Consider the following 23,574-nt stretch of genomic DNA (forward strand, 5'->3'; position numbering starts at 1 on the left):
GTAAATAATAGTGAAGCTATTGACGCGAAAACTCGATTCAGTAACTATTGGGTCTAATTTTTCTGTACGATGGAAATCGGTAAACCCAAGATCCTACTGTCTGGACTTCGATCGATGGAGTTGACAGTGGAAATCGCCGCCCTACCCTGCCGCAGCCCTAGGGAACAAGAATAATAGTGAGCAATCCACAATCAGTTTTAAGCGAGTTACTGCGGCAAATGCCCCAACTGAGGTCGCATTTATACTTTAAATCTTCCCTCACCGCTCTATCGCACGCAATGGAAGATCGAGTTCTCGCAGGTACAGATCGCCCGTTGTTAATTGCCAGTTTTCAGCAAGAAAAGTTTTATCGTCAGGAAGCTCACCGCTATCGGAGGCTGGGAGAAATTAGCGACCAGGTATATGTCCTAGCTGCACCAGAGACTGAATTTGACGATCGACTTCAAGAGTATGAATTGGTACCATTTAGTAGCACTGATGCCTTAGCGACTGAGTGGCATCTGATCGCAATTGGTGCTCAGTCAGCAGCTTGCCTGATCTGTCGGGAAAAAATCAGCCCGCCTTCGGACGACCCAGTTTTACCAGAAATCGACCCATCCAGACGGTTTGAAGGGATCTGGACATTCGATCGACAAGTTACTATTGCCGCCGCACATATTTTACTCGATCGGATTCAAGATTATCGTCCAGAATTAGCCCCTAAAATCCTTCAGGCGAAGCAAGACTACCTAGTCGCAGTCCCCACCATCCCTCAAGACAATTCAGCTAGTGCTGACGCTTTTGTGCAGCGATTGGTGACATATTTACAGGCGCGACAGTATAAATTACTCAAGGCTTACCGTTCGATCGAAGAAAAAGAAGAACGAGAACGGCTAGTCAATACAATCACTGGCGCAATTCGCCGTTCGCTCAATTCGGCTGATATCCTCAACGTTGCGGTGCAGGAAATCGGTAAAGCGACTAAAGTCAGTCGGTGCTTAATTTACCAGTATCGTGCAGACGAGCGCACTACCACGATCGCCCATGAGTATCTAGCCAATTCAGAACTGCCGTCTTTAGTCGGTCAAGCTTGGAACCTAGCAGACAATCCCATCTTCAAAGCAGTCGTAAAAACTCACGAATCTACAGCTCTAGCCGAAGTCAATATTACCAAAACGTGGCAGCGAACCCTGACCAAACTCGGCATCACCGACTGGTCGATCGTGCCAGTGCTCTACCAAGATAAGATCTTGGGGACGATCGAACTACATCAACACGATCCATCCCCATTACCGTGGTCGGATGACACCATCAATCTAGTTGAAGCGATCGCCACCCAAATCGGCAGCACCTTAATTCAAGCAGAATCTTATACCAATCTAGAATACCTCAACCAACAACTAGAAGCACTCGATCGCACCAGAGCCAATTTAGTCGCCATTACCGGACACGAACTGCGAACACCCCTATCAACAATTCAAGTCTGTCTCGAAAATGTGGCAACCGAACCAGATATGTCCCTCGAACTGCGGCAAGTAATGCTCAACACCGCGCTCGGAGATGCCGAACGGATGCGGAAACTCGTTCAAGACTTTCTCACCCTCTCCCAGCTCGAAAGCGGACGCATTCAATGGCATCCCGAACCGCTTTCGCTTGAAGAATGTATCGATCTTGCCCTGAGTGGTTTAAACACCCGTCGCTACAATCGAGATTTGCCTAAAATTATCGTAGATATCCCCACCGATTTACCCTTCGTACGTGCCGATGGGGAATGGTTGGTCGAAGTTCTGACTAAACTGCTCGATAATGCCTGTAAATTTACGACTGGCACCGATCGGATCGGCATTGAAGCCTCGATAATCGAATCAATGCTCGAAGTAACTGTAACCGATACCGGACGCGGCATCGCACCGGAATTATTACAAATGGTGTTTGAACGTTTCTATCAAGCCGAAGGTTCGCTGCGACGGACTGCGGGCGGAACTGGCTTGGGACTGGCGATCTGTCGGCAAATTGTCAATGGTTGGGGTGGCGAAATTTGGGCAGAATCTGCGGGGAAAGATCGCGGTAGTCGGTTCCATTTTACGGTGCCATCAATTTAAACAATTGACAGCTTGGACTGAGCGGAGCCGAAGCGAGCCGTTGGCGTTAACCTACCATAGGCATATTATTAACAGCTTACAAGTGTGGCGATCGGAGTAGTGATTTAGCGGATGGGGTAATTGATGAATTGTGTCTACTTCGATCGTTAGTAACGGATGTTACCAACAGGTTTCTAAATTCGCAATTTCTAGCGTAGACTACAAACTTAATGGCGATAATTTTGTGCTAGCCAGACATATTTATCGAGATTTTGCCCCTGATTTCCTAAACTATGACTATTGCCCAACCATTGATGTCTCGCTATCTCTGGGCTGCTGAACGGCAAGCAACGTGGATTCCTGCCGATCGATTAGTCGAAGATAGATACCATGTGATTTCGCCTCAATTGTGGCTGGATACCAAGCCTCAAGAACCACCAGAGATACTATCGCCATTACCTCGTCAGGCTCTAGCCTACGCTCATCTATATCAATACAAGCTGCATTTACCCCAAATCCACGGCTTTTGTTCGCTCAAAAGATCGGGTGAAACGGTAGAGATTCCGCTGTTGGATAATATCCCGATCGATGATGAAGGCAAATTACTACCCAGTTTAGTCGAAGCTTGGAGTACAGCGACGCCCCTCAATCAGGCGTATTGGTTGTGGCAGGCGATCGATCTCTGGGCACCACTGGCGGGAACTGGTGTATTGTCAAGCTCGATCGTGATGGACAACCTGCGGGTCGATGGTTGGTGCCTGAGGCTATGCGAATTGATACCTGACTACACTACCGGAAATAAAGTTACCCTGTCTACACTCGGTACGCTCTGGCTCCAAACTCTGCCTGGTACCGCCCCAGAGATCGCTGACAGACTCCGTGCCCTATTTATCAAAATGCAGGCGGAAAAGGCTTCGCTGAGGGATGTAGCTACCGAACTGAATCAAATCGTGCTCGAACAAGCAGCCCAATTACCTTTGAGATGGCAAATTGCAGGTGGTACGGATGCGGGAGCTACTCACCAACATAATGAAGATTCTTATTATCCAACGCCGTTAGAATTGGCTCACGATCCCACAGGTGGGAAAATTGCCATTATTTGTGATGGGGTGGCTGGGCACGAAGGCGGTGAAGTTGCCAGTCAAATGGCGGTTAAATTACTCAAAATTCAGACCCAGAACTTATTTGACGATCTGCTCAACAGTCGAGAAATAGTCTCGCCCGCACAGATTTGTAGCACGATCGCCGCGATCGTCCGCGTGGCAAATAATACAATTACCGTCCAAAACCAAAGCCAAGGTCGTGAAGATCGTCGCCGGATGGGAACGACGATGGTGATGGCGCTCCAAGTCGCCCAGCCAATTTCTAGCCCTAATGGAGTGGGCAATTCCCATGAAATCTACATCGCCCATGTCGGCGATAGTCGTGCTTATTGGATTACAAAGCAGCGATGTCAACTACTGACGATCGATGATGATATCTCCACTCGCGAAGTCAAGCAAGGTCGAGATGTGCCCTGGCATAGTATCAGCCATCCCCAGGCTACCGCCTTGACTCAAGCATTGGGGATGAAGCCTGGAGAGTTAATTTATCCGACAGTCCAGAGATTTATGGCGATCGAAGATGGGATTTTATTACTTTGCTCCGATGGTTTGAGCGATCGCGATCTAGTCGAAAGTTCTTGGCAAGATTACGCAACTCGGATTCTGGAGACTGACATTCCCCTGACTGAAGCCGTTCAATCTTGGCTAGCTCTGGCTCATCGCAAAAATGGTGACGATAATATCTCCCTAGTGCTGATGTCGTGCCAAGTATCTCCACCAGCAAAGATCGATAGTAGCCAAATAGTGAAAATTAGCTCAAGCGAACCAAGTGTAGATCGGAGATCGGATTCAAAACTTAGACTCAGCAGAGCGATTAACTTATTCTTGGTGTTAACTACTGGAATCGGCTTGCTAGCTGCGGTCTCGATCGTCATCACCTTTTTTCATCCAGATCTGGTCGAAAACTGGCGACGACAAATAAACCCCAATCGCGATCGACAAGTACAGCTAAATCGTTAAATAATAGATCTCCTGTAAGAGTCCAGGGTTGAGTGTGGATAGAGGGTAGAGGGTAGAGAGTAGCCTACCCTCTACCCTCTTAATACTAGTAACTTTGTTTTGATGCAAGATGTGAGTATAGCGTTCGAGCGATCCCCGCATAAGATGAAGTTATTCGATCCAGCCCAAAAGCTCTCGCGGTCGAGGAATTGAGCCATAATGGAGGAATAAAGTGACGATTTGAGTAACTGATTTTAAGTAAACGAGCTATTTACCTTCCGAGTGTGAATATTAGCAATACCAGACGGCTGACATATCAGTCTCTCATCGACTGACATTATCCAGCACAAACCACTCTATGTTTAATTTATTTCAAAAAAAGAATAGTATCAAACCTCGACAGATCGCCATTGGTGACGTTCATGGACACTACGATGGCTTGCGCCAACTCATTGATTTTTGTAAAACATCCGCCGAAGATCGAGTTTATTTTCTGGGAGATATAATCGATCGAGGCCCCAAGAGCGCGGAGGTAGTCAAATGGATTCGGGAGCAAAACTATCCCTGTTTGATGGGCAACCATGAAGTGATGTTATTAACATCATTTAATAATGGAGTTGTCGATGAGATGTCGCTGCGTCATTGGCTACCATCTGGCGGCGATACAACGTTAGAAAGTTATGGCGATGCAGGAATTCCGCAATCTGACCTGGAGTGGTTTGCTAGTTTACCATCTTATTTAGACTTGGGCGATGTATTTTTAGTCCATGCCGGAGTCGATCCATTTAAGTCACTCGATAAGCAAAATAACGATCAATTTTGCTGGATTCGAGAAAAATTCTTGAGCAATCATTTCCCTTATTTCCCCGATAAAATTATTATTACCGGACATACAATTACATTCACACTCCCAGGCGTTCGTCCTGGTGAGGTCGCTCAAGGGCCAGGTTGGCTAAATATCGAAACGGGTGCTTATCACCGGAAGAGTGGCTGGATGACTGCGCTAGATATTACCAACGAGATCGTTTATCAAGTCAATGTGTTTTCAGGAAAGCAACGGAAACAACCACTCGATCGAGTTGTCAAAGTAGTCGAGCCAAGTCGAATAAAATTCTAATAAATCTAACTCGATACGCAAAATTAACGTAAGAAGTATATTTGAGATATTTTTAATGCTAAAAATTTGACGAATGAACATCATAAATTACTAGTCTTTATCTATTTCCAAAAACTAATCGAGCTAAAATATTTAATTCAAGTGCAACAATTAAGATATTTAATAAATAATGATAAATTTCACATAGCTAAATAATATCCCTGACAATCTACAGGTAAAATTCCTAAAATTCCTAATAATTCATTTACTTTTTCTACTATCCCTATTTTGTCAATAATTTCAGCAACTATTCCCAATTAGCCTAGATTTTATTTTCAATTTCATCAATTTTAAAATTTATTTTCCGATCGAATCAATTTAAATTTTAACAATTATTTTATCATTATTCTTGGATTTTAACTGTAATTTTTGACTTCAATTACTTTCTGTTCTTGCCTGCGTATTTATTGCTCAAATGAGTAACAAATAGATCTTAGTATTTGTCGTAAAAAATGAAGTGCAGAATGTGGGATATATCACAGCATTGTCATTTTGGTCTTTGGTGAAAAACTTTAGCCCTAGATCCAACCCGACAACATTACCCGAATACTCCCCATGTTATTTACGATCGGCATCAAAACAGAATTGGGCATAATACCCATCTGTCCGCACAATCCGCACCCGATTAATTTTTAACCTATGCAAGTCTTCTTGAGTTTCATTGTTGCAAAATATCGATAATGTTCCAATCTCAAAACCATCGGTGAATGCGATCGATTTGCAATCATCCGATAGCTTCCATCCTGAAAACTTATAAGTAGTTAGACATAATTAATTACACAAGATTTTGCTTGAACATCTTCTAAGTAAAATATTTGAGAATTGCCAGTGTGTAATTAATTCTGTACAGGTAATTACTCACCGGAGCGACAATGTTTATTAAACTTAGGAAAACCTTTCTGGTCGGGTCGATCGACCCGACCACCTACACTGCAAGCTCGTCAGTTGCCGTTTTCGGCACGATCGATCGGTTCTAACAATTAATTAACCATCTCCGGCATAAATTCTTATGATATTTTGCCGAGAAATGGTATTCTGATTGCTGCCGCCTAGTACTAGCACTATATGTTAAAATCTGTTTGGTTGACTAATATCGATAGTCAAGTGATGAATTCTCGCAAAAATCTGGCGGAAGGATTGCACCGTTTAGCAGATCTGGGTTTTAATACGATTTATCCAGTAGTTTGGCAGCGGGGCTATACGTTATATCCGAGCGAAGTTGCTAAACAATGGACTGGATCTCCGCTATTACCGAATAGTCCATTTGTCGGACGGGATGTATTAAAGGAAATTATTGAATTAGCCAGACCGCTAAATATGCGGGTAATTCCCTGGTTTGAATATGGATTAATGGTACCGCCACGGTCAACGATCGCGCGTCAATACAAGGATTTATTGACGCTTGATATTAATGAGAATCCCCAACGGATTCAAGGTGCCAATGGTGAATTAGATCCAAATGTTTGGTTGAATCCCTGCCATTATCGCGTTCGTAAATTCATGGTGGATTTAATTACTGAAGTTGTCAGAAAATACCCTGTAGCTGGAATTCAGTTAGATGACCACTTTAGTTTTCCGCAAGAGATGGGTTACGATAAATTCAGTCAACAATTATTTCAGCAGCATAATTATGGTGAAATTGCTCCGATCGAGCATGATAGTGAAATTTGGCTCCAATGGGGTGCAGAACGTTTAACGGAGTTATTACAACAAATCGTCAGGGGAGTGAAATCTATCCGACGCGATTGTATTGTATCAATTTCACCCAACCCGCTGGCTTTTTCTCGCACTCGCTATTTAGCCGATTGGCAAAAATGGCAAGAATTGGGATTGATGGATGAATTAGTATTACAAGTTTATCGAGACAGGCTGGACTTCTTTGAAATCGAACTGAGTAAACCAGAAGTTCAAGCTGCTCGAGTTACAATTCCTACCTCGATCGGGATTTTGGCAGGATTGAGAACCCGACCGATTGCTAGCCAAATTATCAAAGAACAAGTAGCCACAATCTACGCTCAACAATTTGGTGGATTAGCTTGCTTTTTCTATGAAACTTTATTTCACGAACAGTTAAGCCCTAGTCGAGTGAGCCGGAGTCAATCGCAACTAGTTGATATTTTTACAAACGATCGACAAACAACCTTCAATCGCTTCATGTAGATTAGATATCAATTCACCCCAGCTATCCCCTTCTGTCGCACAGCCTGGGATGGCGGGTACTTCTGCCCAATAGCCGCCTTCGTTGGCGTTGGCGTAGCCTACCATAGGTACAGCCTCTCCTACTGGAGAATCGCTTCATGGACGATTACGGTTAGTTTCATTGGTCGATGGGTAAAATATACACCCTATTTTAACGTTTCTGAGACTACCTGCGAAGCTGAATCCTAGACAGAGATTTGTTCGTTATGGACGGAACGAGCGAAGTCAAAAACTTTCGATCGATTCTCTTCTGGTAAAGTTGATACAATCGCTTGAATTTTTTCAGCGATCGGCACCCAAGTTTTAGAAGCAGATCGCCAAACTACGACAAAGGAATCTACCGATAACACAACCAACGCGATCGATTCTCCATCTGAATTGGTAAATTCTACTTCATACTGTAAATTGTCATATTGTTCGCAAATGGCACCTCGATCGCCCGCACAGAGGCTGTGAGAGGGTAAATCGATGAGGAGTTCGATGACATCGAAGAGTTCGGGATTTTTCATGGCTGTTTTTTCACATACAGGGTGACTAATCTAGCAAAATCAGTTTCAGGCTGAACTATCCAGCCGATCTGGATGATGGCTCTCTGATTTTCGGTACCTACTACTTCTAAATCTACCTGATATCGCTGTCCATGTTGGTCTTCACTTTTCGGGATGGCTTCGGCTCCCATCGCCTGAGATTGGATTTGTTCGAGTAAGGATTGATAGTTATCTCTGTTGTAACCTAAGACACGTTGAAAGATTATTGCTTTGTCGGCTCCGACGGGGTTATCGGGGTTCAATGCGTATTCTGTTAGCTTGCGTGGATCGATCTCAATGCGGGAAACAACATCACTTAATTTCATTTTACTGTTCCCTCAGATCTATCCATCTACATCATATTCTCACGATCGACGATCGATGCGATAGCGAAGTGCTGCCTTAGCAGGTCAAACATCACTATCCCTAAAACGCGCTCGAATCTCCACCCACATATTCGCCTGTACGGGTTCGATTACTTGTAAAATAAACTTAGACCTACGTCCTCAACGAAGCTATGACTTTCAGTGATTTAGTCGAAACTGTCAAAGACCTCTCGATCGAAGAAAAAGAGCAGCTTCAAATGTTGTTAAAGCAATATCTTCGGGAAGAACGCCGTGAAGAGATATATGACAACTTTGAGTTAGCACGGGCGGAAGAACAACGAGGTGAATTGAAATATTCTGCCGATATCACTGAACTCAAGAGATCGATCGAGGAATAGTTGTGGAGGTTAGTTTTAGTTCTTCATTCAAGCGTGTTTTCAAAAAACGTATCAAAGGTAATCCCGATCTAGAAGCTAGGTTTTGGCAAAAGTTGGAACAGTTCACGTTCGATCCTTTCGATCCCAGCTTGAAAACGCATAAACTGTCGGGTAGGCTGAAGGAATATTGGAGTTTTAGCGTGGATTACGACGAAAGGGTGTTGTTCTATTTTACGGATGATGAAAAGGCTGTGTTTGTAGATTTTGGCAGTCATGATGAGGTTTATTGATGCGATCGACCATAAATACGATCGATTGAATCCCCACCCACATATTCACCTATACAGTTTCATAGGGGCGGGTTTATGAATTCGATTAAGAGTAATTCTAAAAATTAAAATCAAACAAATTACTTATTATTAGTCTCTTTAAAGCTTTGATCCATGAGCGCAATACTGTTAATCCATCCTGTGCCAATTAATTCTTTATCTTGATTGAATGCGGAAACTTCATACCAAGGATTACCATTTTTGTCAAATATACTAAGAACTAAAAAACTCCCCCCACTTGGAATATATTTTATCTGTTCTATTGCTTTTTCAACATCAATGGGACTAATCTCGGGCATAAGAGGTTTCTTCTCTAAAAGTGTGTAATTTTTGCCAATTACAAGTTCTTGTGGATCGATAAATTCTTTTTCATTTCCTGAAATCTGGTTACCAGTTATTTCTTTTTTAGGCATCGATTTTAATTGAGCTTTAATATTTGGTGATGCTACTTTAGGTTGGTTGTTCTTCGCTATCGGCAAAGCTGTTACCATGGAAGATGGACTAGTCTTAACTATTGAAATAGGGACTTGTTCCTTTATAGGAACACGAGTAATTGTATCTTTATGGGATAATGATAAAAATAGAACAGGTGAAAGAATAAATATTATTAGCCTTCCAAAAACATTCCATTTCCAGCCAAATTTCCGTGTTTTTCCAAGCAATGGAGGAAAGAATATTATCGACCAAAATACAAAACAAATAGCGATGGGTGAAGGGTTGAATAATCCACCTACAACTCCAATAAATAACAATAGTGAGAATAGCAACCAGCTAATAAATTTAGTAGCACGTTTTAACATGATTTCCTTCACAAAATTAACTCAGATTATTCTATCAAATAATTGATCGTTATACCATCAAAATACTAATAACAATGACTCAAAAGTTAATTCGGTAAAGAGAATATAATCACAATACGTATTGTGCAATACTTCAAGACCAGACATGACGGAGAATTAACTTGATTACACATAAAAAACAACGCACGAGCCAGAATCAACTTCCAACTCGTGCGTCTCAAAACCTAATTTCCTAACCCATCAACTTCTTAACCGCAGCCATAATCCCAGCCGGATCGATACCTTGATGGGGGAACTGCTCCCATAGACCGCCACAACCTTCGATGTGCGTACCGAGGTGATTGTAATTAGGCTTATAACCGCGCTCCAATAACTGCGAACCGAAGCGACTGCCTAAACCAGTTTTGCGGTTGAAAGATTCGACGACTAATACCATTGGTGAATTACCAATTTTCGCCATCATTTCTTCATCGACCGAATTCAATGTTGGCTTATTAATCAGACCGATATCGATGCCTTCTTGTTTGAGGCGTTCGACTGCATCTAGAGAGCGGTATAAAGCTTCACCAAAACTGACGATATAGCCTTGAGTACCTTCCCGAATTACTTCATCTTTACCGGAGACAAACTTGTAATCGCCGCCGAAGAAATCCTGACCATTTGTATCTAGAATTGCGGGTACTTTAGATCGAGTCGAGAACACAAAGCGTAAACCTGGATTGTGGAAAATTGTTTCCAAACAGGCTTTCATTTGATGGGGGTCGGCGGGGAAGTAGAGATTGGTGGCAAAACCATCGCTCAAACCATTGTCGGCGAACATATTGTTCAACCCGAAGTGGCAAGTGTTGTCCGCCATATCGTCAATCCCAGAGTGGGAGAAGTGGCTGAGGACGTTGGAATTGTTCAACCGCGCCATCGTGATTTCGGAAATACACATTTCCAGGAACGCGCTGAAGGTGCCGAAAATCCCTTGTTTGCCTGCTTCCATCCCGAATCCAGCAGCGGCGGAGAAGTTACCGCGCTCCATGATGCCGGAGGAGATGAAGACTTCAGGATAGGCATCGTGAATCTTTTTCAGACCGCAGGAGCCTTCTAAATCGCTATCGATCACCTTTACTTTTTCGATACGCTCGGCTGCGCTCATCCGACCGAGAATCGCGACAGCAGCATCGCCGAAGACGTTGCGGTTGGCATCCCATTTGTCGCTCGAACCCATGAAGGTATATTCATTCTTAGGTGCTTTGATGCCTTTGAGGTGGTCGGCGGCGGCTTGTTGACTGTGGGATTCGAGATATTCGATCGCGAGTTTGACCGAGATTACGTCGTGTCCGTGAGTTTGGCCTTCTAAACCGACGATACCAGGGCACATCGGGCGATGGTTGATGACTGCGATCGGCCCAGCAATATTGACAGCTTTACAAATACGTGCATACAAATCATCGATATCTTCGCCATTCCCTTCGAGGATCTGCAAACCGTGACCGACTAAGGTTTTGGCAACGGTAGTACCGACGAGATACTTGGAAGGATGACCCGCGATCGTCACGTCATTATCATCGATAATCAGTTTGACATTGAGCTGTTGAGCGACAGCCAACCGTGCGGCTTCAGCGTCGTTACCTTCTTGCTGCGAACCATCGGAACCCAAGCAGAAAGCGATTTTATTTGGATTTGCCATCGCTACACCGTTGACATACGGCCACATGTGACCCAACCGACCGGAACTGAATTTCACCCCTGGGGTGAAGCCGAGTTCGGGGTGTCCAGGTAAGTGGGAATGGGCGGCGCGGTATTCCATCAACCGTTCGGCGGGTAAGTCACCATTGAGAGTAGACATAAGGTACTGAGTCGCCACCCGATGCCCTGCTTCATCAAAGAAAATCGGCACGTATTTATCCGCCGCACCGCGAAATAGGGCATCCAAAATCATTACTTCGGGTACGGTGTCATAAGGGCCGCCTGTATGTCCACCCACGCCACGAGCCGCCCCAGTCGCCGTGAAAAACACGATCGCATCGCGACACAGTTGGATATTATCTTTGAGGCTAGTTTTCTGTTCGTTTGTCAGCGTAGGATTGCTGGCATCAAGGCTGATGCGTTGGTATTTGGTGAGATCGATCGGAAATGCAGTCATAAATTTTAGGTGATATGTGAATACTGTCTAGACAAAAACGGATGGCGTGGAAAATCCCCTCCCAGGAGGGGTGCCCGTAGGGCGGGGTGGGTAGATCTCCACCCCACACCATCAAACCAAATATTCGATCGTAACTTTTGCGTGAAAATGCGTTATTTTATGATTCCAACCGAATAAACACTTAGAAACCAGCACTAAAAAGAGTATATACTAGCAAACAGGCATTTTCAAGACTAAACCCGCAGTTTCAAGCAACCTATCAATGCTAACAGCAGAGCGCAGACAATTTATTCTCGAAATTCTCCACCGCAATAAAAAGGTGCTCTCCTCAGAACTCAGTAACGAATTGAAGGTTTCCGAAGACACCGTGCGCCGCGATTTGCGGGAGCTAGCTGAAGCGGGATTGTTGCAACGAGTACATGGCGGCGCGTTGCTCACATCACCCGTAACAGCCAGCTATGCAGATCGGCAAAAACAAGCACCGAAGGAGAAAGAAGCGATCGCCAAATCCGCAGCAAAACTAGTTCGCCCTGGACAAGTGGTAATCTTAGACGGTGGGACGACGACGCTACAAGTCGCCCAACATTTACCATTAGATTTAGTCGCAACTGTCGTGACAAATAGTCCCCCGATCGCATTGGCACTCGCCGAACACGATCGAATTGAGGTGATAATGTTAGGGGGAAGGCTCTATAAGAAAGCTTTAGTTAATGTCGGTACAACTGCGATCGAATCATTGCGATCGATTAGAGCAGATATTTGTATGTTAGGCGTGTGCAGTCTCCATCCTGAAGTGGGAATTAGTGTCGCAAATCTGGATGAAGCTCATGTCAAACGCGCGATGATTGCTGGAGCAGCGGAGGTAATTGGATTAGCTACAGAAGCAAAATTGGATACGGCGGCGAATTATGTTGTCGCTCCAATTCAGGCTTTGACTTATTTAGTGACGGCTCCTATTGTCGATCTAAAACGATTAGCCGCATATGCAGCTTTGGGTTTAACAATTATTCAAGAGATCTAGTTTTTGCGTTGAAAATCATCGGTCGATCGATGAGAACCATACTTACGCGTATATACTTGGGTAAACTCTGCCCCAAACAACATGATTTGGACAGAATAGTAAATCCAAGCTAATACAGTAACTAAAGATCCGGCTGCACCATAAGTCGAACCAAAAGCACCATTACCTAAATAAAGTCCGAGTAATTCCTTACCAATACTAAATAATACCGAAGTAAAAACTGCGCCGACGAGAACATCGCGCCAAGCAATTTTAATATCGGGAATATACTTGTAGATCAGGGCAAAGAGAAAAGTAAAGGTTCCCAAAGAAATTCCCAGGTTTAACAGTCTCCACAAACTTGCTAATACTGGAAATAGTTGATTGGTAAATGCGCTAAATGCCGCTAAACCCGCACTAACCACTAACGAAACCATCAAGATAAAGCCGATCGTAATTACCATCGCAAAAGAGAAAATTCGCTTGCGAACTACTGCCTTAACTCCGGCTTTTGATGATACTTCGACGTTCCAAACTGCATTGAGCGAATCTTGAAGTTGGACAAATACTCCAGAAGCCCCAAACATTAACACCAGCGCGCTAATCACAGTCGGCACAATCCCATTTCCAGCCTGGGGATTTTGAGTATTCGCTAAAGCCGTTTGTACCACCTCTGCGCCCGCTTTACCCAACAATCCTTGGATTTGGGTGACGACTTCACCCCTAGCGGCTTCTTGACCAAATACAGCCCCAGCCACAGCAACCGCAATCACGAGCAACGGCGCGATCGAAAATAATGTATAGTACGCCAGAGCAGCCGCCATTCGATCGACTTTATCCTGTTGCCATTCATTGACAGTTTCTTTGAGTAGTCTCCAGATGCTTCTCCAACTCATATAACTTCGATAATAATAATTTATCACCTATTGTTACTCGATCGAGCTAGACTTACCATCTATCTAAAGGGTGAAATATTAACACGCAGTTTATGCCTCGACCCGTCAGACCACATGTTGGTGAAGATGGACGGATTTGTTCGATATCTATTGAATTTTGTCATTTCTGAAAATTAATCTTTTCCTGACAATATTATCTCGATCGAACATCATTATCCCAAATTATCACAATCGATCCTAGTGAAGATGAGCGGGTTCCTTTGAGATCGAGTTATTTCGATCGATTAAAATAGCAACCAAATTAAATTCACTAGCAAAGCATCTCATGGAAGAGAATCGCGATATAGTTAAATAAATAATATCGATCTTATTTGTGAGCGTAATTCCAGATGATGCACTGGTAGTCAGAGGTGGTAAAAATCGCCCAGAAGACATTTTGAGAGGTACGGGATTGCACCCGTCTGGAGTAGTAGGCATCTCAGTTGAATGTGCGGTAGGATTGTCGTTAGAGGAGTTGTTTGCTAGTATACCCCACGGACAAATTGGGGTAACTACGGTTGGTAAAGTTCGACAAGCTGGTGGCGATGTCATTCGTACTTCTGGACGCAGGATTAGCCATGCTACGTTAAGTGGCTTAGACCAAGAACAAACAAGTGAGTTGTTTAATCCAACTATTTCAAATCCTTCTCGCTTTTTACCATAATATAGGAGTAAGTTATGAGTAATCCTAGAATCTTTGCTGATTTTCAGAATGCCGATCCTCAAGGTCGTCTGCGGCTCAATTGTATTGGTACGATCGAAGATTTAAGCCGATCTGGAACTAAGCTAATTGATGGCAGCAAATTGTCAATTTATAGTGAGGAATTGGAAGCGGATGCAGTAGTCGAGTATTCCGATGAAGAGAAAATTTGGGTGGCTACGATTGACTGGGATAGAATTCGAGAAGTAGCTGAAGTCTCAACTTCTTCGATCGATTAGCGATTGAGTTATATAATACTAGCAATCGATCGACATGACTCGATCGATTAGAATGATAGGCAAATTAGATTGAATCTAATCTCAACCCACATAAATCTGTACATGGCTTTGTTGAGGCGATCACCTGTGCATAATTCCAAAATATCTAAATCAAACCTGCCCTCACCACTAGCAATCGAGCGATGTTATCATCCCAAATTATTACAATCGATCGATCCTGATGATGTTGGGCGGGTTCGTTTGAGATCGATCGAATTTGGCGATAACTATTTGAAGAAATCCGCCCCTATCGGCGATCTGTCAATCATAATAAAATTACATCTATGAATAATCGTAAGCAACGAGCCAAAATTGCACAGGAAACAATCGAGATTTTGGAACGCGGTAATTATCAGAATCGACTGGGTGAAACAGTTGATATAACTGAAGCTATTACAGCGGCTATATCTGGCTCGATTTACTATGATAGTTTTTATCGAGTTTTCAGTGATCTCGATCTATTAGTACGTGATTTACCACCTCTCCAAACAGAATTTTCTGTTACTAATGAAACTACACTTCATGCAGCCAGTCAGCTAGTAAAGCTAGACGCAAATCGAAAAATATTATGCCTGAACTTTGCCTCAGCGATGAGTCCTGGTGGGGGCTTCTTATCAGGTAGTCAAGCACAAGAAGAAAGTCTAGCCAGAGCGACAGCAATCTATCCTTGTCTGTCACAAATGAACCAGATGTATGAAACTAATCGTCAGCTAAATTCACCGTTATTTACCAACAACATGATTTATTCACCAAAAGTACCAGTGTTTCGAGATGATGATGATATTTTATTAGATAAACCATTCTCAATTTCTATTTTGACTACTCCAGCAGTTCGAGTGAATGCTGTTGTCGATCCTGAAGAGATAAAATCTATCCCGCAGGTAATGTTCGAGCGAACTGAAATGCTACTTTCTATTGCGGCAATTCACGGTTACAAAGTATTGGTATTAGGAGCTTGGGGCTGTGGTGTGTTTGGGAATAATCCTACTCAAGTTGCCACAGATTTTTATCATCACTTAGTTAAAAATTCTCTATTGAATAGATGTTTTACTAAAGTAGTGTTTGCTGTATTAGATAGCTCGACATCAGTTATTACTCCTTTTTAAGAAGTATTCAACGATTTATCGCCAAATAAAATCAAATCAATTACTTAAAAACCGAGCCTATTTATTTGCTCGGTTTGAATTCTGAACGGTTAATTAATTTAGACTATCGCTTCATCTCTGACTAACTTCTCCCAGCCAAGATCCTTGAGATTTTCATTCCGACGCAATGGACGAGTTACCAACTCTAAAATATCGCGAGAATTAGTAAAGCCGTGCATTTGGGCGAATGTAAATTCTACCGACCATTTAGTCGTAATTCCCCGTGCTTCTAGCGGATTCGCATGAGCCATTCCCGTAATTACTAAATCGGGCTTCTGGGCGTAAATCCGTTGCAACTGATTATAGTTGTCGGGTTTTTCCATAATTGTCGGTAGGGGCGAATTCATTTCCCGACAGGTTTTTTCGAGCAGGGCGAGTTCGGCTGCTTGGTAGCGTTTATCCATGTAGGGAATGCCGATTTCTTGGACTGTCATCCCACAGCGAATTAGGAACCGCGCCATCGAAACTTCCAAGAGATTGTCGCCCATGAAGAAGACGGATTTACCGCGAATCAGTTTGACGTATTCTTCCACGCCTTCCCAGATTTGGGCTTCGCGCTCGTCCAATCCTTGGGGTTCGATATTAAATACCGAACAGATTTTCTCAATCCAGGCGCGAGTTCCGTCTGGGCCAATTGGGAATGGTGCGCCAATTAGTTTACACTTACGACGGCGCATCAGTGTGGTGGCGGTGCGACTGAGGAACGGATTCACGCCACAAACATAGTAACCTTCTTCGAGAACGGGTAACTCGGTAAAGCGTTTTGCGGGAAGCCAGCCGGAGACTTTGATCCCTTGTTTTTTTAGTTCTAATGTCAGGTTAGTGACGACAGGATCGGGCAAGGAACCGAATAATACTAATGGTGGATGATCTTTGTATTCAGAGTCAGAAACTTTGACATCTTCTTGCTTACGTCCGAAGTTCATCAGTTTGGAAATCGCATTGCGCTCGTCTTTGTCTTCCTGAGCCACAGGTGCCTTTTCAGGACAACGTGCCGCCATAGCTGCGAGAACGGTATCTTCACCTTGGGTAAAGGCATAGTCTAGCCCATTGGCGCGGGCTGTGACGATTGGAATGCCCAATTCAGCTTCCAATCGGGGAGCCAATCCTTCCAAGTCCATCTTGATGATTTCGGTGGTACAGGTACCAATCCAAACAATCACGCTGGGATTGCGATCTCTTTTGATTTGTTCGCACAACCGTTTGAGTTCGGCATAGTCATTGAGCTGGGCGGAGATATCGCCCTCTTCCAATTCCGCCATCGCATAGCGCGGCTCGGCGAAGATCATTACGCCCATCGCATTTTGGAGGAAGTAACCACAAGTTTTGGTACCGATGACGAGGAAGAAGCTATCTTCGATTTTTTGGTATAGCCATGCAACGCAACTAATTGGACAGAAGGTGTGATAGTTACCCGTTTCGCATTCAAAATTTAACGCCTGTGGCTCTGCTGCAACAGTCATATTTATATCTCCATTAAATATAATTTTTAATTGGTTGGCTGTGGTTGAGGGGCACCCACCCCGTCGCTACGCGCCACCCCTCCTCGGAGGGGATTTTTCAGATCTGTAGGTTGGGTTGAACAAATGTGAAACTCAACATTCCAGCAATCGACCCACATAATTCACAATTGATTCATTGGGCGAAAAATCCCCTCCGAGGAGCGAAAAGTGCGGTCTTGGGGTTTCCCCAAGTGAAGCACCTTTTCAAGACAGGGGTGCCCAAAGGGCGGGGTGGGTAGATCCCCGCCACCCACTCCTAAACCATCATCAGATCGTGCTTCTCACCAGCATCCTGAGCTTTCGGCTCAACTGGATTGAGGTAGAAGTCAGACAACAGCGCAAACAGATCTCGGTCTGGCGTGTCATTCGGTACCACACCTTCAGGTAACGCCAGAATTTGATCTGCAATATTTAGATAATAATCACAGACATATTCTAACGAAGGATCGGATTCCGCCATTTCAAACAGTGTTTTGCCCTTGACACGAGAGATCCGAATATCTTCAATCAGCGGCAAAACTTCCAGCACAGGCATCGGCACTGTTTCGATATATTTATCAATTAAGTCACGCTTGGATGTGCGATTACCGATTAAACCAGCCAATCGTAATGGATGCGTCCGAGCTTTTTCCCGTACCGATGCGGCAATCCGATTTGCAGCGAACAAAGCATCAAAACCATTGTCAGTAACAATCAAACAATAATCAGCATAGTTGAGCGGCGCAGCGAAACCACCACACACTACGTCACCAAGTACATCAAATAAAATAATGTCGTATTCATCAAAAGCATTGAGTTCTTTGAGGAGCTTAACTGTCTCTCCTACTACATAACCACCACAACCAGCACCAGCAGGCGGCCCACCAGCTTCGACGCAATCCACGCCACCATAACCTTTGTAGATGACATCTTCCGGCCAGACATCTTCGTAGTGATAATCTTTTTCTTGAAGTGTATCAATGATCGTCGGAATCAAAAACCCTGTCAGGGTAAAGGTACTATCGTGCTTGGGATCGCACCCGATTTGTAATACTTTTTTGCCGCGTTTTGCTAGGGCGACTGAGATGTTGCAACTAGTGGTGGATTTTCCAATTCCACCTTTGCCATATACTGCCAGTTTCACGCTCTGCTAGTCTCCAATACTTTGTGAGTGATGTTAAATAAGAACGATTGAAATATCTATAAGTAAATTCTGCTACGTCTAGCATTATTCACTAAGTTTTGGGGAAATGGTCGAAAATTTACAATTCGATCTGGAGTTTAGATTGCTTAATATTTCGTACAAAAGACTTAACATATTCAGTTTAATTCTTAACGCTATTTTTAGTTTGTGAACATAAATTTAGTTTTAGGCGATCGAACGTGAGAAAATAGGATGTAGAGTTTCAATCGAGCCGAGAGTAACAGTGTGATTTCAGTCGAGTACGTACTAGCAGAGCCAGAATTCAAACCACTTAGAGCAGTGGATAGAGCCGCAGCTCTGGACATAAAAGCTTATTTGCCCACTCCTCCAAAAAACTTCATAGAGTCTCTACAAGCAATTAAGCTTAGTTTTTTAGGTAAATATCCAGAAGGTTTTTTATATATTAATGGCAAAAAAATAACTGAAGATTTAACAACAGAACTACTACAGCAATCTGAACCACAACTTCGCTTTTTCTCACTCGCTCCAGGTGAACAAAAAATCATCAATGCTGGTTTCAAAGTGGGTTTGAGTACCGATCGACCTGACAAGATTGCGACGATGTTAGTCTGTCCCCGCAGTGGTTTGGCGTGCAAAAATTCGATTACAGCGATCAATAGTCCAGGTATCGTGGATGAACACTATCCCGACTGGGTGGGTGTGGGATTGATCAATCACGGTCGGGATCTGCATCTATTTAGTCATGGTGCTAGAATCGCTCAAGTGATGTTTCTAGAGGTCTGTGTGGCGCAGGAGCGAGTGGTCGCTGAGTTGACCACTGTGGGTGAACGGAAGGGTGGATTCGGTCATACTGGGGTGTAGCGATAACCCGTGGGTACCCATGAAGGGCACCCCTACACAAATCATCTGTAGGGGTGCCCTTCATGGGTGCCCTGAGATCTATGTCTATTAATAAAAATAGACGAATATTTGTAATTTCCCTATTCACTAATTCATGAATATTGTTGATAAAACATACCTAGAAATTCTCGATCGAATCCTCACCGAAGGAACAAGGGAAACTAACAGAACAGGAACTGATACGGTTTCTCTATTTGGGCTGAGTTATCGTCTACCTGTAACCGCCGCAGCCTTCCCCATCCTGACTCACAAAAAGATTCAGTGGCGGAGCCTAGTCACTGAAATGATCTGGTACCTATCGGGAGAAACACACATTCGTAATCTCCAAAAACATACTAAAATCTGGGATGCTTGGAGCGATGTAGATGGTAATCTTGAAACTGCTTATGGTCGGTTTTGGCGATATTATCCAGTTCCTGATTATGCCGCCCCAATTCGACGCGAAAATACCAACTATTTGTGTGATGGTGAATCGTTAGTTAATTTAGTAGATAGCAAATATCGGCACGATCTAGTAATTGATGCTGACAAGAATATAATTTTGCCATGCTTCGATCAATTAAGGTGGGCAATTGATGAATTAAAACGCAATCCTCGATCGCGTAGACTACATATTACTGCTTGGTATCCACCGAATGCAACTGTAAGTAAGTTACCACCTTGCCATCATAGTTTTACATTAAATTATCAAGGTGGGAAGTTGAATTTACATCTCCAACAACGATCGTCAGATCATTGTGTTGGTAATCCATTTAATCTAACTTGCTATTCACTACTATTATTGCTAATCTGTCGAGAAGTTAATCTCGAACCTGGGGACTTTTATCACTCAATTACCGATGCACACATATATGTCGATCATATCGAACCTTATCAAGCAGCAAGTCGTGAAGCTTACGATCTACCTCAACTAGATTTGAGTCAATTGGGCGATCGATCGATGTTCGATCTGACTTATGATGATATCGATCGAATCCAATTGGTCAATTATCAACACGGTGCAGTTATTAAATTACCAGTAGCAGTTTAGAAAATAATTAAACAATCATGCAAAAAATTCTAATTGCAGCGATCGATAAAGATGGTGGTATTGGTAAAGATGGTTATATGCCCTGGCATTATCCAGCGGATCTAAAACTATTTATGAACCTGACGATGGGGAATACGATCGTGATGGGACGTAAGACTTTTGATGGGATGTTCGATCGACATAAAGCTCCTCTAAAAGGTAGGCAAAATATTGTCGTGACATCCGCAGCAGATGAGTATCGATCGCGATTTGCCGATAAATATCCAGCATCAGCACTGAGTTTTACTAACGATCTTAACTGTAGAGATGTAGAATTAGCTAAGGATACTAAAACATTTTATTGTGGTGGAGCGAATCTCTACCAGCAAGTACTCAACATAGTCGATCTCGATATTATCTATCTTTCTCGTCTTGAAGAGAGCTACGATTGCGACACATTTTTTCCTCAAAATCCAGAATCGATCGACAAGGAATTTGAGCCATATCTACCACCAAATTTTATTAATAGCTTTTCTGATAAAATGGCAGGAAAAAATCCGTTTACCTTTCAAATTTACACGCCGAAGCCATTAATAATTTACTAGTATTTATATTATAATCATCTGATATTTAACTGGTGGGCAGTGCCCATCCTACTGGGACAACACGACTAAAACTGTGGGCATTCAGAACTCTGAAAAATACAATTAGTAATCTGTTTGGCGATCGCTTTACCCACAGATTTAGTCGTGTCGAGCCACTACAATTCTGTTACTACAATTCTGGTACGTTACGCTGCGTCTACGGCAGGCTATCGGCAACGCTAACACACCCTCCACTTAAAGCCTAATACCTAAACCCTAATGTACGATATTTCTTCGCGTCCGACTTGGGACGAATATTTCATGATGTTGGCGAAATTAACCGCTACTAGATCTACCTGTTTAGCCTTCCCGGTTGGTTCTGTAATAGTCAAAGACCGTCAGGTAATTGCTACGGGTTATAATGGATCTCCTTCGGGTTCTGTACATTGTACGACGCAGGGATATTGTTATCCTGAATTGAGTGCTTGTAATGCTAGTAAAACACTACCATCTAGATCTGTCCATGCCGAAGCAAATGCGATCGCTCAAGCTGCTAAACATGGTATTTCTACAAATGGGGGGATTATTTATGTGACTTTAGAACCTTGCTTATCTTGTCTGAAGCTAATCATCTCAGCAGGGATTCGTGAGGTATTTTATGAGACGACATTTAATAGTGGTGATAATGTCACTGTCCGCGATTTCTTGTTGACAGATAGTTCGATTTCACTCGTTCAGATTCAGGTTTCTGAAGCTACAGCGCAACGTTCAGCGGCATTTTTATTAAATCCGACATCGGTAGAATCAATATCTGTGTAAAGATAGATTTTATCTAATTCGCGCTCGTTATTAATTATCGTAAGTTGCTAGTTGGAGAATGCCTACGATTGAAATCGTGGCTAATGTTGCAATGTCCGCCTTCGCGGACTTTGCGACACGAGGAGTGGTTTTAACCACTTTGAGTGTAAGTAACAACTTGGGTTAATTATGACAACAAAAGAGGCTTTCGATCGAGTCGCTCAACCATTAGGCAAAGCAACAGATCGAAAGCCTCTTGAGTAATCTAGTCACCTACACTAATTTAGCGACGGGGTACTAGCTTTAGATAGTCAAGGTTGTAAGCAGAGATTGATTGAGGCTGATTGCCAACCGATCCTAAACTTTTTGCCATTGATAGGTATAGTGAAGGATCGCCTGCTTTGGGTTGTTTCTCTTGAGCTTTGTACCCACGTACAGCAGCTTGCCAGGAAGCTTTGGGGAATCCTAGTTGGCGGCGGTGGTAGGCATCGTAGCGTGGAGATTTGATATTGAAGGGTAGTTCGCTTGCGCCTGAAGGTAACACCCGACGACGTTGGAAGGGGACGATGCTGTCACCAAAGTTTTCTAGATACTCATCGCTGTTGAGTAGGTCGTTAATGAAGCCAGCGCGACCTTTGGTAGCAATAACGATCGACCAAGCGATTTTTTCAGCTTCGTTGTATACGTCGCGTCCTAGCACCTTCTGCACGCAATGTTCGGCGAACCGATAGTTGCTATTGAGGTTGTAGAAACTGTTAGTAAAGGTATTAGATAAGCACAATCCTCGGATAAAGTCACGAACGGTGATTTGTCCGCTCCGTAGTTGAGATTCCAAGAACTTTTCACGATCGGATGCGAAAGCATGAAAGAAAATCTGACGATAAGCAGCTTCGATCAGAATGCTAATCTCACCAGAGGATAGCAAGTTATCGGTAGAAAATACTTTTGGCTGCTCGTCCCCAGGCACTTCATAGCCCTTGACGCGGGTATTTTGCGACGAGGGAATGTATTCTAATAATGGAATAGGCATATATTTAAAGTTCTCTTCTTACGAAACTTTACAAATTTCTCTCATCATAATCCCGATCTGCCATCCACCTTTGACCCTGAGTGGAAAACATTACATTCCTTAATTTTCCCTCAACCACACGGCTACCAGCCTTCTGACTATTTTTGAGTGTGTCACTCTGGCTCCACTTTTGTCTCGATCGTCTAGATGAGAGGATGGGGGACTGGGAGACGGGGAGACTGGGGGGACTAGGAGACTAATTATATTTCCTTTATCCTTCTCCTTCTTACCCAGCCTAAAGCCTAAAGCCTACCCCTGTTAAGGTGAGCTGTTGTACTAGTGCAGCCTCAAAGGGCATAAAAGCGGAGTATAATCCGACTTGAAAGCCTACCCCTGTTAAGGTGACAGTTAAACTACTAAGTAGTGAGAAGCCGAAAAGTAGCAACATGCGGACGTTTGGGGTCATACTTCTTCTTGTTAGTCGGCTTTTTCGCTCCTCGTGGAGAAGACAAGAAGCGTTTGAGATTGACATGACTAGCACAGTCTCGTAAAAATTCCGCCAACAACGCCACGCTCATCAGTGCAAAAGGTTTCCAATCCTCAGCTTCAATGGCAATCTC

At 43.5% G+C, this 23,574-nt stretch carries 23 protein-coding genes and 2 pseudogenes; 14 read left to right on the forward strand and 11 right to left on the reverse strand.

The window, feature by feature from the left end; all coding sequences use genetic code 11:
- Positions 1-176: 176 nt before the first annotated feature.
- The 3 genes from ACEW9J_RS19420 to ACEW9J_RS19430 all read left to right on the forward strand — a co-directional run bounded on the left by ACEW9J_RS19420 (position 177) and on the right by ACEW9J_RS19430 (position 5,219).
- Positions 177-2,081, forward strand: coding sequence for a DICT sensory domain-containing protein (locus ACEW9J_RS19420; protein WP_373546744.1), 1,905 nt, complete (start codon positions 177-179; stop codon positions 2,079-2,081).
- A 272-nt stretch (positions 2,082-2,353) separates the two neighbouring features.
- A complete protein-coding gene (locus ACEW9J_RS19425) occupies positions 2,354-4,123 on the forward strand; it encodes a PP2C family serine/threonine-protein phosphatase (protein WP_373546745.1) in 1,770 nt (589 codons plus the stop codon).
- Between the two features lie 337 nt (positions 4,124-4,460).
- Positions 4,461-5,219 (forward strand): metallophosphoesterase family protein, encoded by a 759-nt coding sequence (locus tag ACEW9J_RS19430; RefSeq protein WP_373546746.1) that lies wholly within the window; start codon positions 4,461-4,463, stop codon positions 5,217-5,219.
- Between the two features lie 501 nt (positions 5,220-5,720).
- Here the strand turns inward: ACEW9J_RS19430 and ACEW9J_RS19435 are convergent.
- A pseudogene (locus ACEW9J_RS19435) lies at positions 5,721-6,014 on the reverse strand (RNA-guided endonuclease TnpB family protein); the annotation flags it as partial.
- 309 nt (positions 6,015-6,323) lie between these two features.
- Between ACEW9J_RS19435 and ACEW9J_RS19440 the strand changes: the two are divergent.
- Entirely contained in the window at positions 6,324-7,418 is a 1,095-nt protein-coding gene (locus ACEW9J_RS19440; RefSeq protein WP_373546747.1) for a glycoside hydrolase family 10 protein, read from the forward strand.
- On the opposite strand, the gene ACEW9J_RS19445 is transcribed toward ACEW9J_RS19440, so the two are convergent.
- The 3 genes from ACEW9J_RS19445 to ACEW9J_RS19455 all read right to left on the reverse strand — a co-directional run bounded on the left by ACEW9J_RS19445 (position 7,365) and on the right by ACEW9J_RS19455 (position 8,310).
- The gene (locus ACEW9J_RS19445; protein WP_373546748.1) at positions 7,365-7,523 is read right to left on the reverse strand and encodes a type II toxin-antitoxin system HicB family antitoxin; all 159 of its coding nucleotides are present in this window, start codon (positions 7,521-7,523) and stop codon (positions 7,365-7,367) included. The genes ACEW9J_RS19440 and ACEW9J_RS19445 overlap by 54 nt on opposite strands.
- A gap of 119 nt (positions 7,524-7,642) precedes the next feature.
- Complete coding sequence (locus ACEW9J_RS19450) at positions 7,643-7,966, reverse strand: DUF4926 domain-containing protein (RefSeq protein WP_373546749.1); 324 nt, start codon at positions 7,964-7,966, stop codon at positions 7,643-7,645.
- On the reverse strand, positions 7,963-8,310 hold the full coding sequence (locus tag ACEW9J_RS19455; protein WP_373546750.1) for a DUF6883 domain-containing protein: 348 nt from the start codon (positions 8,308-8,310) through the stop codon (positions 7,963-7,965). The genes ACEW9J_RS19450 and ACEW9J_RS19455 overlap by 4 nt, the downstream gene beginning before the upstream one ends.
- Positions 8,311-8,501: 191 nt before the next feature.
- On the opposite strand from ACEW9J_RS19455, the gene ACEW9J_RS19460 reads away from it, so the two are divergent.
- A complete protein-coding gene (locus ACEW9J_RS19460) occupies positions 8,502-8,708 on the forward strand; it encodes a hypothetical protein (RefSeq protein WP_373546751.1) in 207 nt (68 codons plus the stop codon).
- A gap of 2 nt (positions 8,709-8,710) precedes the next feature.
- Complete coding sequence (locus tag ACEW9J_RS19465; RefSeq protein WP_373546752.1) at positions 8,711-8,977, forward strand: type II toxin-antitoxin system YafQ family toxin; 267 nt, start codon at positions 8,711-8,713, stop codon at positions 8,975-8,977.
- Positions 8,978-9,096: 119 nt separating this feature from the next.
- Here the strand turns inward: ACEW9J_RS19465 and ACEW9J_RS19470 are convergent, their stop codons facing one another.
- A complete protein-coding gene (locus ACEW9J_RS19470; RefSeq protein WP_373546753.1) occupies positions 9,097-9,816 on the reverse strand; it encodes a hypothetical protein in 720 nt (239 codons plus the stop codon).
- A 232-nt stretch (positions 9,817-10,048) separates the two neighbouring features.
- Positions 10,049-11,950 carry a transketolase C-terminal domain-containing protein gene (locus ACEW9J_RS19475; protein ID WP_373546754.1) on the reverse strand — a complete coding sequence of 634 codons (1,902 nt, stop codon included), beginning with the start codon at positions 11,948-11,950 and terminating at the stop codon, positions 10,049-10,051.
- 262 nt (positions 11,951-12,212) lie between these two features.
- Between ACEW9J_RS19475 and ACEW9J_RS19480 the strand changes: the two genes are divergently transcribed.
- The gene (locus ACEW9J_RS19480) at positions 12,213-12,971 is read left to right on the forward strand and encodes a DeoR/GlpR family DNA-binding transcription regulator (protein WP_373546755.1); all 759 of its coding nucleotides are present in this window, start codon (positions 12,213-12,215) and stop codon (positions 12,969-12,971) included.
- Here ACEW9J_RS19480 and ACEW9J_RS19485 read toward each other — a convergent pair.
- On the reverse strand, positions 12,968-13,846 hold the full coding sequence (locus ACEW9J_RS19485; protein ID WP_373546756.1) for a YihY/virulence factor BrkB family protein: 879 nt from the start codon (positions 13,844-13,846) through the stop codon (positions 12,968-12,970). The genes ACEW9J_RS19480 and ACEW9J_RS19485 overlap by 4 nt on opposite strands.
- Before the next feature lie 373 nt (positions 13,847-14,219).
- On the opposite strand from ACEW9J_RS19485, the gene ACEW9J_RS19490 reads away from it, so the two are divergent.
- The 3 genes from ACEW9J_RS19490 to ACEW9J_RS19500 all read left to right on the forward strand — a co-directional run bounded on the left by ACEW9J_RS19490 (position 14,220) and on the right by ACEW9J_RS19500 (position 15,969).
- Positions 14,220-14,549 (forward strand): flavoredoxin, encoded by a 330-nt coding sequence (locus ACEW9J_RS19490; protein ID WP_373546757.1) that lies wholly within the window; start codon positions 14,220-14,222, stop codon positions 14,547-14,549.
- 14 nt (positions 14,550-14,563) lie between these two features.
- Positions 14,564-14,824, forward strand: coding sequence for a hypothetical protein (locus ACEW9J_RS19495; RefSeq protein WP_373546758.1), 261 nt, complete (start codon positions 14,564-14,566; stop codon positions 14,822-14,824).
- Positions 14,825-15,147: 323 nt separating this feature from the next.
- The gene (locus tag ACEW9J_RS19500) at positions 15,148-15,969 is read left to right on the forward strand and encodes a TIGR02452 family protein (protein WP_373546759.1); all 822 of its coding nucleotides are present in this window, start codon (positions 15,148-15,150) and stop codon (positions 15,967-15,969) included.
- Positions 15,970-16,067: 98 nt separating this feature from the next.
- Here the strand turns inward: ACEW9J_RS19500 and ACEW9J_RS19505 are convergent, their stop codons facing one another.
- Positions 16,068-17,471: a ferredoxin:protochlorophyllide reductase (ATP-dependent) subunit N gene (locus ACEW9J_RS19505; protein WP_373539858.1), complete on the reverse strand. Its 1,404-nt coding sequence runs from the start codon at positions 17,469-17,471 to the stop codon at positions 16,068-16,070.
- A 295-nt stretch (positions 17,472-17,766) separates the two neighbouring features.
- A complete protein-coding gene (bchL, locus tag ACEW9J_RS19510; protein WP_373546760.1) occupies positions 17,767-18,633 on the reverse strand; it encodes a ferredoxin:protochlorophyllide reductase (ATP-dependent) iron-sulfur ATP-binding protein in 867 nt (288 codons plus the stop codon).
- 285 nt (positions 18,634-18,918) lie between these two features.
- On the opposite strand from bchL, the gene ACEW9J_RS19515 reads away from it, so the two are divergent.
- From ACEW9J_RS19515 to ACEW9J_RS19530, 4 genes are all read left to right on the forward strand, one after another.
- Positions 18,919-19,515, forward strand: coding sequence for a dUTP diphosphatase (locus ACEW9J_RS19515; protein ID WP_373546761.1), 597 nt, complete (start codon positions 18,919-18,921; stop codon positions 19,513-19,515).
- A 133-nt stretch (positions 19,516-19,648) separates the two neighbouring features.
- Positions 19,649-20,584, forward strand: a complete 936-nt coding sequence (gene thyA / locus ACEW9J_RS19520) for a thymidylate synthase (RefSeq protein WP_373546762.1) — start codon at positions 19,649-19,651, stop codon at positions 20,582-20,584.
- 17 nt (positions 20,585-20,601) lie between these two features.
- The gene (locus ACEW9J_RS19525; RefSeq protein WP_373546763.1) at positions 20,602-21,168 is read left to right on the forward strand and encodes a dihydrofolate reductase; all 567 of its coding nucleotides are present in this window, start codon (positions 20,602-20,604) and stop codon (positions 21,166-21,168) included.
- 258 nt (positions 21,169-21,426) lie between these two features.
- Positions 21,427-21,966 (forward strand): cytidine/deoxycytidylate deaminase family protein, encoded by a 540-nt coding sequence (locus ACEW9J_RS19530; RefSeq protein ID WP_373546764.1) that lies wholly within the window; start codon positions 21,427-21,429, stop codon positions 21,964-21,966.
- A gap of 262 nt (positions 21,967-22,228) precedes the next feature.
- Here ACEW9J_RS19530 and ACEW9J_RS19535 read toward each other — a convergent pair whose 3' ends face one another.
- Entirely contained in the window at positions 22,229-22,975 is a 747-nt protein-coding gene (locus ACEW9J_RS19535; RefSeq protein ID WP_373546765.1) for a phycobilisome rod-core linker polypeptide, read from the reverse strand.
- A 395-nt stretch (positions 22,976-23,370) separates the two neighbouring features.
- A pseudogene (locus ACEW9J_RS19540) lies at positions 23,371-23,574 on the reverse strand (IS4/IS5 family transposase); the annotation flags it as partial.

It is taken from the genome of Chamaesiphon sp., from assembly GCF_041737865.1.
GTDB lineage: Bacteria > Cyanobacteriota > Cyanobacteriia > Cyanobacteriales > Chamaesiphonaceae > Chamaesiphon.

What these genes read in the sequence shown, in the direction of transcription:
- ACEW9J_RS19425 (WP_373546745.1), top strand. Translation starts at nt 2,354, where the DNA reads ATGACTATTGCCCAACCATTGATGTCTCGCTATCTCTGGGCTGCTGAA.
- ACEW9J_RS19430 (WP_373546746.1), top strand. Translation starts at nt 4,461, where the DNA reads ATGTTTAATTTATTTCAAAAAAAGAATAGTATCAAACCTCGACAGATC.
- ACEW9J_RS19440 (WP_373546747.1), top strand. Translation starts at nt 6,324, where the DNA reads ATGTTAAAATCTGTTTGGTTGACTAATATCGATAGTCAAGTGATGAAT.
- ACEW9J_RS19445 (WP_373546748.1), bottom strand. Translation starts at nt 7,523, where the DNA reads ATGGTAGGCTACGCCAACGCCAACGAAGGCGGCTATTGGGCAGAAGTA.
- ACEW9J_RS19450 (WP_373546749.1), bottom strand. Translation starts at nt 7,966, where the DNA reads ATGAAAAATCCCGAACTCTTCGATGTCATCGAACTCCTCATCGATTTA.
- ACEW9J_RS19455 (WP_373546750.1), bottom strand. Translation starts at nt 8,310, where the DNA reads ATGAAATTAAGTGATGTTGTTTCCCGCATTGAGATCGATCCACGCAAG.
- ACEW9J_RS19460 (WP_373546751.1), top strand. Translation starts at nt 8,502, where the DNA reads ATGACTTTCAGTGATTTAGTCGAAACTGTCAAAGACCTCTCGATCGAA.
- ACEW9J_RS19470 (WP_373546753.1), bottom strand. Translation starts at nt 9,816, where the DNA reads ATGTTAAAACGTGCTACTAAATTTATTAGCTGGTTGCTATTCTCACTA.
- ACEW9J_RS19475 (WP_373546754.1), bottom strand. Translation starts at nt 11,950, where the DNA reads ATGACTGCATTTCCGATCGATCTCACCAAATACCAACGCATCAGCCTT.
- ACEW9J_RS19480 (WP_373546755.1), top strand. Translation starts at nt 12,213, where the DNA reads ATGCTAACAGCAGAGCGCAGACAATTTATTCTCGAAATTCTCCACCGC.
- ACEW9J_RS19485 (WP_373546756.1), bottom strand. Translation starts at nt 13,846, where the DNA reads ATGAGTTGGAGAAGCATCTGGAGACTACTCAAAGAAACTGTCAATGAA.
- ACEW9J_RS19495 (WP_373546758.1), top strand. Translation starts at nt 14,564, where the DNA reads ATGAGTAATCCTAGAATCTTTGCTGATTTTCAGAATGCCGATCCTCAA.
- ACEW9J_RS19500 (WP_373546759.1), top strand. Translation starts at nt 15,148, where the DNA reads ATGAATAATCGTAAGCAACGAGCCAAAATTGCACAGGAAACAATCGAG.
- ACEW9J_RS19505 (WP_373539858.1), bottom strand. Translation starts at nt 17,471, where the DNA reads ATGACTGTTGCAGCAGAGCCACAGGCGTTAAATTTTGAATGCGAAACG.
- thyA (WP_373546762.1), top strand. Translation starts at nt 19,649, where the DNA reads ATGAATATTGTTGATAAAACATACCTAGAAATTCTCGATCGAATCCTC.
- ACEW9J_RS19525 (WP_373546763.1), top strand. Translation starts at nt 20,602, where the DNA reads ATGCAAAAAATTCTAATTGCAGCGATCGATAAAGATGGTGGTATTGGT.
- ACEW9J_RS19530 (WP_373546764.1), top strand. Translation starts at nt 21,427, where the DNA reads ATGTACGATATTTCTTCGCGTCCGACTTGGGACGAATATTTCATGATG.
- ACEW9J_RS19535 (WP_373546765.1), bottom strand. Translation starts at nt 22,975, where the DNA reads ATGCCTATTCCATTATTAGAATACATTCCCTCGTCGCAAAATACCCGC.